7 protein-coding genes and 2 tRNA genes are annotated in these 12,803 nt (G+C 42.3%); 2 read left to right on the forward strand and 7 right to left on the reverse strand.

Annotated elements, in window-relative coordinates:
* Positions 1-51: 51 nt before the first annotated feature.
* The 6 genes from glgP to KKA81_12180 all read right to left on the reverse strand — a co-directional run bounded on the left by glgP (position 52) and on the right by KKA81_12180 (position 11,419).
* Positions 52-4,296, reverse strand: a complete 4,245-nt coding sequence (glgP, locus tag KKA81_12155) for an alpha-glucan family phosphorylase (GenBank protein MBU2651681.1) — start codon at positions 4,294-4,296, stop codon at positions 52-54.
* A 95-nt stretch (positions 4,297-4,391) separates the two neighbouring features.
* Complete coding sequence (locus KKA81_12160) at positions 4,392-5,153, reverse strand: SDR family oxidoreductase (protein MBU2651682.1); 762 nt, start codon at positions 5,151-5,153, stop codon at positions 4,392-4,394.
* 14 nt (positions 5,154-5,167) lie between these two features.
* The gene (locus KKA81_12165; GenBank protein MBU2651683.1) at positions 5,168-6,727 is read right to left on the reverse strand and encodes a polysaccharide deacetylase family protein; all 1,560 of its coding nucleotides are present in this window, start codon (positions 6,725-6,727) and stop codon (positions 5,168-5,170) included.
* 12 nt (positions 6,728-6,739) lie between these two features.
* On the reverse strand, positions 6,740-8,029 hold the full coding sequence (locus KKA81_12170; GenBank protein MBU2651684.1) for a glycosyltransferase family 4 protein: 1,290 nt from the start codon (positions 8,027-8,029) through the stop codon (positions 6,740-6,742).
* 39 nt (positions 8,030-8,068) lie between these two features.
* Positions 8,069-10,015 carry an amylo-alpha-1,6-glucosidase gene (locus KKA81_12175; GenBank protein ID MBU2651685.1) on the reverse strand — a complete coding sequence of 649 codons (1,947 nt, stop codon included), beginning with the start codon at positions 10,013-10,015 and terminating at the stop codon, positions 8,069-8,071.
* Between the two features lie 99 nt (positions 10,016-10,114).
* Entirely contained in the window at positions 10,115-11,419 is a 1,305-nt protein-coding gene (locus tag KKA81_12180) for an ATP-binding protein (GenBank protein MBU2651686.1), read from the reverse strand.
* Positions 11,420-11,554: 135 nt separating this feature from the next.
* Here KKA81_12180 and KKA81_12185 point away from each other — a divergent pair.
* Positions 11,555-11,641 (forward strand) — tRNA-Ser (locus KKA81_12185).
* Between the two features lie 204 nt (positions 11,642-11,845).
* Here KKA81_12185 and KKA81_12190 read toward each other — a convergent pair.
* A tRNA-Ser gene (locus tag KKA81_12190) sits at positions 11,846-11,937 on the reverse strand.
* A 161-nt stretch (positions 11,938-12,098) separates the two neighbouring features.
* Here KKA81_12190 and KKA81_12195 point away from each other — a divergent pair.
* Positions 12,099-12,803 (forward strand): hypothetical protein (locus KKA81_12195; protein MBU2651687.1); only part of this gene is annotated, 705 nt, incomplete at its 3' end.

Consider the following 12,803-nt stretch of genomic DNA (forward strand, 5'->3'; position numbering starts at 1 on the left):
AATTCATAAACTGGTTCAAAGATAAATAAAGCCATTGTAATAAAGAAAGAATTAAGCCCAGGTTAACAGCGGAATTTCCTGCCGGTGAGCCAGTAAGGGATGTGTCGGATAGATCCTGAAGGCATAATCAAGCAATCCGGCATATTCCATTGGAAATGAGCATTCAAAAGTAGCTTCATGTTTATAGGCGTTGGCAAGTTGCAATTGTTTTACGAACAAAGGCACAGGTATTGCATTGCTTACTCTGTAACCGAAAATAGCGTCAATACCGATGTGGCTTGCATTGATCCCGTTGGTTTTGACTTTAATTTCTGCTTTAAACTCATCACCAAGTTTCATATTGTACCGGGATGTGTCGGGAAGTTTAACTGACAAGACCTCAAGATAATTCCATTCTCTACGTATATGTTCTTTCCAGGAAGCCAGCTCCACTGCATGCAAACAGTTGTTTTCCTTCATAAGCCTGCTTCTGGCAATGAGCGGGTTATAGAATTTCTCAAAATACTCATCCAGCATTCGTTTCATCGTGAAGTTCCAGGCTATTTCGGAGATACAGTTTTTTACGCCTGCAATCCATTCAGAGGGAAGTCCTTTTGCATCAAGCTTGTAATAAAGGGGTAAAATCTCATCTTCCATGAGATTGTATATGGTTTCGGCATCCAGTTCATCCTGGAAATGTTGGTTTTCATAGGTTTTATTTTCCTTGATTGCCCAACCTGCTCCGGGTTTATATCCTTCGGCCCACCAGCCATCCAACACACTTAGATTCAGCACACCATTCATAACTGCCTTTTCACCACTGGTACCGGATGCCTCCATTGGCCGGGTCGGAGTATTCAACCACACATCAACTCCATGGGTCAGCATCCTGGCAACATGCATATCATAATTTTCAACAAAGAAAATCTTACCAATGAATTCCGGCATTTTGGTGATCTCAATAATACGTTTTATAAGATCCTGCCCGGCTTTATCGTTTGGATGTGCCTTTCCGGCAAATATTATTTGCACTGGCCGGTCGGGATGATTCATAACGGCTGCAAGCCTTCCAAGATTATTAAATAAAAGGTGAGCTCTTTTATACGTAGCAAATCGCCTGGCAAAACCAAACGTCAGAGCTTTAGGGTTGAGAGCCTCCACAGCCTGAAAGACAATTTTAGGCGGATCCTGACGATCGGTCATTTCTTTGGTAATCCTTTCCTTCAGGAATTCTATCATTCTTGTTTTTAATTCCATCCTGATTTTCCAGATAGTCTCGGAAGGAACCTGGTGTATCTTGCGCCAATAAGCAGGGTTGGACTGATCTTGCATAAATTTGGCCCCGAACTCATTATCGTAAAGCTTTCTGAACTGCCGGGCTGTCCAGGTTGGAAGGTGAACCCCGTTTGTCACATGAGTAATATGAAGTTCATCCTTATAATATCCAGGAAAAAGGCTGGAAAACATTTCCCTTGATACTGCCCCATGAATTTTACTGACTCCGTTCACTTCCTGGGAAAGTTTAACAGCCAGAACGCTCATGGAAAACCGTTCATTGCCATTGGAGGGATCGAATCGTCCAAGAGCCATAAAATCGTCCCAGGAGATGTTTAAACGCTCTGCATAATGAGGGATATAGGTTCTGAGCAGATCCTCCGAGAAATAATCATGACCTGCAGGAACCGGGGTATGGGTAGTAAACAAGGTGGAGGAACGTACTACTTCCAATGCTTCCGCAAAAGTCAGTTTTCTTTCCTTAACCAAACGGTGAAGCCTTTCAATGCCAATAAAAGCGGAATGGCCTTCATTGCTATGATACACATCGGGTTTGAAACCCACCTGATTCAGAAAACGGATTCCACCAACACCCAGGAGCAACTCCTGTTTGAGACGCATTTCCGTATCGCCTCCATATAATTGATGGGTAATTGTACGGTCCTTTTCCGTATTTTCGGGTATATCAGCATCAAGCAAATACAAAGGGATCCGGCCTACGTCAAGTCGCCACACTCTGGCATACAATGTTCTGCCAGGCAAAGCAATGCTTACTTTAACCCATTTTCCCTCATTGTTTTTTACAAGATTCAGAGGCAATTTGGAAAAATCCTGTGCAATATATGTGGAAATCTGCTCTCCAAAAGCGGAGAACTCCTGCTGGAAATACCCATACCGGTATAGCAATCCTATTGCAAGTAGATTTTTATTGGAATCGCTGGCTTGTTTCAGGTAATCTCCGGCAAGGACTCCCAAACCACCGCTGTATATCTTCATTGATTCATGCAATCCATATTCCATACTGAAGTATGCAATCAGTCCATCAGGCTTTGTATCAGCCTTTTTCATATAGATCTGGAATCGGTCGTATACTTTCTTCAGTTTCTCAATATATTCCTGATCTTCAGAAAGCTCCTTCCACCTTTCGTACGATAAAGATTCGAGGAGCATGATGGGATTATGACCGCATTCTTCCCAATAAACCGGATCCAGCGTTTCGAACAACTCGGTTGCATCACAATTCCACGACCACCAGAGGTTCATCGAAATTGATTGTAAGCCTTCCAATACAGGAGGGATATCCGATTTAACTTCAATTTTCTTCCAGTGTGGTTCTATTTTTTGTGTTTCCCGGACTTCAAAAAAGTGGTATTGTTGCTGCTTACCCCTGAAAAGGGCTTCTCTCTCAGCAGCCTTAGCTATGGCAAGATGATAAGCATCCTGGTAATTCTTGATAAAATTCGACCACAAAGCATTTTGAGAAATCCTAAAAGCACTTTCCCTGGCCAAATGCATCTGCTCACCGGATAATTCCGAAAACTCATGGATAGTACTACGAATGGCTTCGACGGCCGATTCATCCTGGCCGGTGCGGTCAATTATCTTTATCCCTTCATGAGATCCCTGATCCTGTGTTTGCACCCACAGTCCAAATCCTGCAAGATTAGTAGTTATAGAAGGTATATGGAATGCCGCACTTTCAAGCGGAGTATACCCCCAGGGTTCATAATAGGATGGGAAAACACTAAGATCAAAACCCGTCAGGAAATCATAATATTTCAGGTTGATGATGCCATCCATTCCATCGAGATAAGCTGGAATAAATACAATCTTCACCAGATCGTCAGGGGAATTATTGAGATTGTTGGCCTGTATTCGGTTCAGGATAGGATCGGAGTACTCATCAAAAAGGTGATGTGTCAGATATTCCCTGGTAACAGGATTGGAATAATCGGGATTCTTCATTCTTTGAAGCAATTCCTTTCGTTTCCCCGAATGATGAGCCGGGACGGAAATGACAGCCAGCACCTGGCGGTTCATAGATTTTTCCCGGTTAATACGACCTAAAGCATCGATATAAAGATCTATCCCTTTGTTTTTGAATTCATAGCGTCCGCTATTCAACACCAGCAAGCTGTTCTCATCAATATCCTGATTCAGAAGTCCACGGACTACGCTAAATATTTTATGTCTGGCTTCAGCTCTTTTCTCTGAAAGCCCTTGTTCATCCGGTACAATTGAATCGTCAAACCCGTTTACGGTAATAACATCACAGTCTCTTGCAAGAAAACGCTGGCATTCCCGCGCAGTTATGCTACTAACTGTAGTAAAACAGTCAGCCAGGGCAGCAGCTGTTTTCTCAAGAGAAAATTTTGAATATATACCGAAATCCCTTGCCAGCCTGCTAATATCAAACTTATCCATATCCCTGTACAACGGGAGGCCGTTACCTGCAATCGACCGGCCCATCACCGTTGCGTGGGTTGTGAAAATAGTCCCTGCCTGGGGAACAGCTTCCTTAAGATACAAGACTCCGGTACCGGTCATCCATTCATGAAATTGCGCCACTACCCGGTCGCTGGCAGAAATATTATATTCATAGAAACTCTCAATAACCCTGCCGGCTGCATACCCGAACAAAGCAGGCTCGATATAGTCCCATTGTCCTGAGAGAGAATCGAGTTTATATTTCTCCCAAAACTCAAAAAAAATGGTGTCTTTTAAAGAGAAATATGGTGTAAAATCCACAAGAATTACAATGGGTTGTCCGGCTACATTCCATCGGCCGATCCTGATGTTAAGCCCTGACTTCCTGGCTTTTTCTTTCCAGGAAACAAAAATATAAGGATCTTCAATAAAATCAGGATGTTCACGTGTTTCCTTCCAGACATCGGGACCGATAAGAATGTAATTATCTTTAAGTTCATTGGCAAGTGTCAAAGCTTTAGTAGAAAGAACAGTATAAATTCCGCCTACTTTGTTGCAAATTTCCCAGCTAACTTCAAAAAGAAAATCAGGCTTTTTGATAGGATGGTTATTCATAACAGCAGTTTAGTTTTTCAGAAATGCGAAAATATAAAAGTAATAAGATTGGGCAAAAGAAAATTTCGAGTAAAAACAATCACAGAAAAAGAACATTAACCCATTGAATACCTTACAGTTCCGCCATCCACCGACAGAGTTTGTCCTGTAATATAGGCTGACAGCGGCGACAATAACCAGAGAGCAAGGATGGCAAACTCGTCCGGATCTCCCAATTTGCCAACATTAATTTCTTTAACAATCTGCTCACGGTAATGCTCAGTGCTCTTGCCGGTTTGTTGACTCTTTTTCAGGAATAATCTATCAATGGCAGCAGTATCATGATACCCCGGAGCCATGACATTCACTGTGATTCCCTGTGGTGCATATTCCTCTGAAATTGTTTTGGCAAGGCCTACAACAGCCATACGCAGGGAATTGCTAAGCACCAGGTTTTCCACCGGTTGTTTAACAGAAATGCTTTCGCTGAAAACAATCCGACCAAAGCGTCTTCTAATGAAATGCGGTAACAAACCGTGCACGAGTTCCACTTTCCAACGAAACAGTAGTCTGTAAGCCTCATCCCAATCTTCTGTAGTTGTTTCCAGGAAAGTTCTGGCAGGAGGTCCTCCGGCATTAATAAAAACGCCCCGTATATCCTTTTGGGAAGCAGAATTGAGCAATGAGCCGATAATCTCCGGATCGCGAACATCACCGGGGATGAGCATCAGTTTTTCATGTTCCGGGAAATCATGAAGATTGCGCGCACAGGCAATAACACATGCATCCTCTGCCAACAAGCGTTCTGCCACAGCCCTACCCAACCCCGAACCTGCTCCGGTAACCAGAAACCACTTATCCCTTACCTGAAAATCCATTTAAAACGAATTATTTACTTACCATCAAGGATATTAAACAACTTATCGCGGAATTTACGGATATCCGAGCTTTTAACTTTACCCAGTTCATCCCGTAACTGTTCGTATCTAGCTTTAGCTTTAGCACCAAGGTTCCGGATAATCTTTTCCTGAATTTCATCACCGGCATCCTTAAGGGCCACTGCCAGTTCTTCAAGATCCATTTCCTTAACCATTCCTTTAATCCTGGTATTTGAAACTTTTAATAGGTCATCCAGATCGGCTTTCTTCTGTTTAGTGCCTGATTTAACCTTTTCGGAAATCTTCCGGGCAGTTTTGCTTACCAATTCTTTGACATCTTCTACGACTTCAGCCTGCTTTTGGCTAATGGTTTGCCAGTCGGATGAAGATGAACAATTCCTGAGTCGAATAATAAAATCAGACAACACGTTCATGTAATTAATGAAAGCCTCATATGGAGTTCCGTATGGATTGAAGTATTTATGCACATCTCCATCGGAAAACCATTTGGTGCACATATAATAAAAATGATCACTTGTTTGGAGGTACACCCAATCGTTTTGTATATCAGGATAAGGGCAGTTTCTTACACTATCCTCCAGCTCATAGAGTTTGGCAAAGGCTTCATCCTGCAACTCATTTCCAAGCCATGCAGTAAGATCTCTTTCCTCATCTGCCCAGGATATTGGGTAAGGTACATGTATAGAGCCAACAGGTTGCATTTTTGCAGCCAATTCTGAGGGAGTGTTAAAGGTGAAGTTTGAGTGAGAGAACACTCTGGCAGGCAGGGCACGCATAAAGTCAAAAATACCGGTCTCTGGCCACTGGTGTTCGCCAAAAGTTTCATAATCCATAAAAAGGTTCACCACTTCCTCTTTGGGATCAATTTCATTAAGCCAACCCACAAACTTTTCTGTTGTTAAAGGCCATTCCTGCCAGCTTTGTTGCGAAAACCTGAAGGCAATATCATCACTAAGGCGAAAATTCTTCAGCAGGAGTTTAAGTTTTGGATTGATAGCATTACAATACATATAATTAGGACTTTTCCAGCCCAGGATATGCTTGGCGCCTTCCGTAAGCATAGTCTGATAACCCATATCTGCAACCATCTCGCCTATTGTATCGGAATATATCAACTCCGTATTTCTGAAAGTAACGGGTTTAATCCCGAAATGCTTCATAATTTTCTCGCCATGCCGGTTTACCTGGTTCTCGAATTCTGTGCGGCTTTTTAAAGCAGCCAGCGAATGACCATGTGTTTCAGCAAGGAATTCAACACAACCGGTGGCGGCAAGGTCTTTGAAACTCTGCAACACGTCCGGAGCATACATTTCAAACTGATCAAGGGCAGTTCCTGAAATGGAAAAGCTCACTTTAAAAGCGGGACCATATTCTTTAATATGATCCAGCAAAAGGCTGTTCATAGGCAGGTAACACTTTTCAGCCACCCTTTTTATAATGTATTTATTCTGATATTCATCGTAATAATGATGATCTTCCCCGATATTAAAAAAACGGTAGGTTTTTAGCCGGAATGGCTGATGAACCTGGAAATAAAAGCAAATTGATCTCATACCAAAATATTGTTAAACAGTTTCACCTGATATTCGTTTATAAACATCCTTAACCTGGTTGGCGGCATTATCCCACTTCAGGTTATTCACTTCATCCTTTCCATATCTTATGAACATTTTTGAAAGTCCTTCATAGTGTAAAAGACCATAAATAGCATCGGCCATGCTATGGATATCCCAGAAGTCGATTTTTAATGCATGGATCAGCACTTCGGCAACGCCGGATTGCTTTGAAATGACAACCGGGACATTGGAACGCATTGCTTCCAGGGGAACTATCCCAAAAGGTTCCGATACTGATGGCATCACAAAAACATCGCTAAGGCCAAACATATGATCTACATCGTCACCTTTCAGGAATCCGGTAAAATGAAATTTGGTGGCGATACCAAGCTGGGCAACCCTTCGGATAATTTTATTCATCATGTCGCCGGTTCCAGCCATCACAAACCTTACATCAGGGTCTTTATCGATGACCATTTTGGCGGCTTCAACGAAATAATCCGGGCCTTTCTGGAAAGTAATACGCCCCAGGAAAGTGACGACCTTTTCCTTAACATTTCTCCTTACATCTGCCTCTCCCCTATTACTGGGCTCAACGGCATTATAGATTGTAACTACCTTATTTTCATCAATCCCATAGCGATTTATCACGATATTTCGTGTAAGGTTGCTCACAGCGATAACCATATCGCTTTCCTCCATCCCTTTACGCTCAATGTCGTATACATTTTGATTGACATTTTCTCCGGAACGGTCGAATTCGGTTGCATGCATATGGGTAACGAGGGGTTTACCGCTAACGGCTTTAGCGGCAATTCCGGCAGGGTAAGTCAGCCAGTCGTGGGCGTGAATAACGTCAAAATCATATTTCGCCGCAATAGCAGAAGCTACCAGGGCGAAGCGTTTCACTTCGTTCATCAGGTCTTTACCATATTTCCCTGAAAACTCAAACCTTTTTGCCAGAACAGAATCATTAGAAAGAGATTTCTCCAGTTCCTTTTCTTCCATGATCCTTCTGAACTCCTCAGGTCCAACGTAAGGGATAAGATTGGAACCTATCTGCATATAAGTAATCCGGCGCCAGTAATCCTGGTATTCCTGATCGGAGAAATCGACGGGAATATCGCTGGCATTAATAAGCCGGACTATATTCTGGTCCTCATCACCATAAGCTTTGGGAACCACAAAAATAACTTCCACGCCTTTTTTCAGTAAGCCTTTGGTCAAACCGAAACAGGCAGTACCTAAGCCTCCGGTTATATGAGGTGGAAATTCCCACCCGAACATTAAAACTCTCATGCTCAAAGAAGTATTTTGCAGCTAAACAACGGTTCAGCTTTACTGTTCATATTTATCGAGTAAATATTTTATTCTGATCAATTCGGCCACACTCCAGGCCTGCGAAACAGCACCACCCGGTTTATGAGGCGGATCGCCGTCATATACCTCAGAAACAGTTCCGATACCGGCTTCTGTCATCACTTCTTCAAAGCCCTTGTATAGTTTTTTAATGTAATTAGTTCCGGATTTTCCGTGTAGATTAAGGTAAGCTTCAGCAAAATGACCAAGCAACCATGGGAATACCGTACCCTGGTGATAAGCATCATCACGCTGGCCCTGATTTCCTGAATAAATACCTTTGTAGTTCTTATCCTGAGGAGATAATGTGCGCAAGCCTCTTGAAGTCAGTAATTCCTTTTCAACAGATTTGATCACCGCCTGCTTTATTTCATCATCAATCATGCTGTAAGGAAGAGATGCGGCAAAGATCTGGTTAGGCCGAAGAGAGCGGTCAATTTCATCCCTGTTGATCACATCAGCCAGGTATTGCTTATCCTTAAGCCAGAAAGTGTTGATGAAAGCTGCAGGGATCATATCTGCTATAGGTTCCCATGATTTGACAAAAGCTTTATCACCGGCAGCTTTAGCCAGTTCAAGGCTGTACCGGATCGCATTGTACCATAAAGCATTTACTTCAACAGCAAGGCCGGTGCGAGGTGTGACAGGTTTACCGTAGGCAACAGCATCCATCCAGGTAAGAGCAATGCCGGGTTGGCCAGCATAAAGCAGACCATCCTCCTGCATTCTGATATCATAATCGGTCCCGTCACGGTAGCCTTCAAGCACCTTTTTCATTTTCTTTCCATAATTTTTCCAGATATCTCCGGATTTACCTGTAATAATCCGGTACTGTTGCAGGGCCCAAAAGAACCAGAGTGGAGCATCCACCGACTGAAAATTGGAACCATCACCTTTACCAGCATTAGGAAATAGAGGCCCTTTTAACTCCGAAACCATGGTATTGATCACAGCCCAGAAAGCATTCTCATTTCCGGAGGTAAGCGTAAGTCCAGGAAGGGCAACAAATGTGTCCCTTCCCCACCTTCCAAACCAGGGAAATCCGGCAATTACCTCAGCTTTATTACCTTTTTTAACAACAAACTGTTGGGCTGCATTAAAAAGACAATTCTCAAAATTATCGCGTGGAATACGGTTTTTAATCTCCCTTGTATAAGAAGTTTTAAGGGAAGCAGGACTAACCTCTTCAGTACCGGCAGCAAAAACAATGCTTTCACCTTTTTTTATTGATAATTCGAAAAAGCCGGGAACAAAAAGATCCTCCTGATAATCATAACCACGAAGCATTTCTTCCTGGTATTCAATATTGTAATACCAGTTTGGGACATGAACATACTCGGGTTTTTTACTGAACTGCATATACAGAGGACTGTATCCTGCATAAAGTCTCATGCGTATACCGTTCGGCACATTCTCATATTTATCATTGAGAAACATATTTGCACGATGCAGGCTATGCACGTTCCTGAATGCAAGAAAAGGCCTGAATCGCAGTTTTGTGGGAGAATGAGCTTCCAACAAGGTATAGCGTATCAAAACCCGGTCAAAGTTTTCCATAAGGATCATTTCCTTTTTAAGGACCACACCACCAACCCTATAAACAAGATAAGGAATAGGATCCATACTGAAATCCCGGACATACTTGTGGCCCTTAGGTTGGTATACCCCTCCCGGGTATTTATGGATGCCCAGGTTAAATTCCGCCTCATGTTGGATGATAGTTTCATCCAACGTGGAGAGCAATACATGATTTTCGAAATCTATCCCCGGTTGAGGAGCAACCAATAATCCATGATACTTACGGGTATTGCAGCAAATAATGGTCATACTGGCATATGCGCCCGCCCGGTTCGAACGTATCAACTCTTTGTTTAACGAATACTCCAGATTAATCAACTGGCCCTTATCAAACTTAATATAACTCATACCTTTGAAAAATTGACCGAATATCAAATCAGAAATGAAGTTGCAAAATTAATTCAAATTAATTAGAATAAATCTAATTTAGAATATTTTAACAAAAAATTAATGTTTTCTGTTGAATCTGTCTTCTATATATTTTAACGCTTCCCGTATTTCCAGGGCTGCACTTGCAGGTCCCACCCTGATGTAAAATTCCTCACCAAAACCTTTTTGTTGCAGAAAAACCGGGAATGGAGCGGGATTGCATGAAACACGGCATACGGTTTTTCCGTCAAATTTTTCCAGGATAGTTTTAACATAAGGTGAAGATTCCTGCCCGAGGGATGATTTAACCAGATTCCAAAAATGGAGGAGGAATTTGTCATCATTTTCAAAGACATCGATTTCAATGCCGCTGATGGATCCATCGTCACGCACACCTATAAGAAGATCGCCGCCGGAAGAGTTTAAAAAGGCAGCAATAGATTTAAGGCTTGCATGTTCTATGGCGGGGTTCTTTTTGTTCTGGTATACATCCCAGCGCAATGATGTTTTGAATTCCAGAGTATCACTTTCACCCTCCCGGATAAGAGATAACACTCCCATAAAAGAATTCCCATTTTCTTCGAAAAGAGATAAATACTCCTTCACCTGAATTGCTTCTTCGTACAAACGGCGGAACATCATTACCGCCGATCCGGCATCCTGCACTAAATCATGACTCTCGGGTTCATATCCTGTAACTCCGGGAAGACTAGCAGCATATTGTTCCGGAAACTTCAGGTGGGTGGCAACCCATAAGTTTACATATTCTGAAGCAATAATCCTTCCTGAAACAAAAAGTAAAGGAAGCAGAATACCGCTTCGGTGATAATGCAGTAACAGACAAACTGCCGATCGCTGCATTGGATTCATAGAAAGATAGGCATCCGAAATACGGTCATGAATAAAACTCTGGCCGGCTACATCCTTTTCTTCAGGCATAATGCCGGTAAACAGGAAATTGTTAATAGAGGTATTGATCTCCGAAACACCGGTATAGATCAGATTAAGGATATAACTATTGTTTTCAAGTAGCTCCAGCGTTTTATCATTATCATTTCCGGGAATAACATTTATTTTTCCTGTTTTAATACCAACAAGTATGTCTTCATCCGCCAGTTTCTGCATTCCCAGCGCAAGGGGATCATTTCCCAGGTCGAGAAAATCCTTTTGAAAGGAGAATAAAGTATAGGGGTTGACAGAACCTGTATCAACATGACCATCAAGGCTCAGCCGGGTCAGAATGTGTTTGAGCAGTCTTGCTTCAGGGTGAGCTATTTCATAACCTCCGGGAGTAAGCAGGGGATTTCCGTTAAGGTACAATGCCCAATCGTTATCACGCATTATCAAGTCGAAACTACTCATGTTACCGGCATTAATTTCCATATAAAAGGGCTTATTGATAAAGGGTAAAATTAGTGAATTTCTGGTTTACGCCAGGATAAAACCCTGCTTATTGAGAATTTCCTAAAAAATGAAACCAGGTGGTTTACCTGAGAGTTTTTTTTCTATTTTTGCCGCGGAGGAATGGCAGAGCGGTCGAATGCGGCGGTCTTGAAAACCGTTGACCGTTTACGCGGTCCGGGGGTTCGAATCCCTCTTCCTCCGCAATATTAAACATGAAACCCGGCCAAACCGGGTTTTTTTTATTATATGGCTATATGGTTATATGGTTAGGTGGCTATATGACTATATGGCTATATGGCTATATGGTTAGATGGTTAGATGGTTAGGTGGTTAGCTCAGCAAAGGAATATAACCCCGGCTTTCGCCGGGGCAGGCCCTGGCGAAACAGGGATAATTAATTATTGTTGGCGGAGAAAGAGGGATTCGAACCCCCGGTCCCGCTATCGCGGGACAACTGATTTCGAGTCAGCCCCGTTCGACCGCTCCGGCATTTCTCCGGGGGCAAAATTAATACAATTTTTTTATGATTGGCCACAGCCTTTAACTTGCCAATAAAAACCGTTAACTTATTAACACTTGACACGGCTGCAATATTTGCTAATTTTGCTTAAGGTTAGTTAGGATTTCGAAATCAGGGAAATAATTTATTAATAAAAAGATGAAACAGTTTTTAATCATTCTGCTTAGCTTCACCCTTTTTCACCAGGCATACTCCCAAAAGGCAGGAAACCTTCAGGCCTACCTTTATTATACTACTTTTCTCTCCCCCACCGATGGTCCGTATGTTGAAACCTATCTTTCGGTGGTAGGACAAAGCGTAAAATTTGTTCGTGGGACCAACGGCAAGTATCAGGGAAGTGTATCCGTTACAGTAATATTCCGGCAGGGAGAAGAGATTGTTGATTTTGCAAAATACGAATTGCTTAGTCCTGAAATTGATGATACCACACAGGTGAATTTCAATTTTCTGGACCAGCATCGCTACCTGCTTTCCAATGGGAAATATGACATGGAAATCATTATTGCCGATCAAAACCGTAAGGTAAAACCCTATATTACCACAGAACCAATATTAATCGATTTCCCGGGCGATCAGGTAAGTATTTCAGGGATAGAATTGCTGGAATCCTTTGAAAGATCGGATAAAGCATCGGTGATCAACAAAGGGGGATTCGACCTTATCCCTTATGTTCATAATTTCTATCCACAGGAAATTAATCGTATGATGTTTTACGCGGAGATATACAATGCTTCATTAACATTCGGTGATGGTGGGCCCTTTTTATTAACATGGTATATTGAATCATTTGAAACCCGCTCAAAGCTCGAAAAGTTTGTAAGAAATAAAAGAGAAACCGCAAAA

This window comes from Bacteroidota bacterium, assembly GCA_018831055.1.
Classification (GTDB): Bacteria; Bacteroidota; Bacteroidia; order Bacteroidales; family B18-G4; genus M55B132.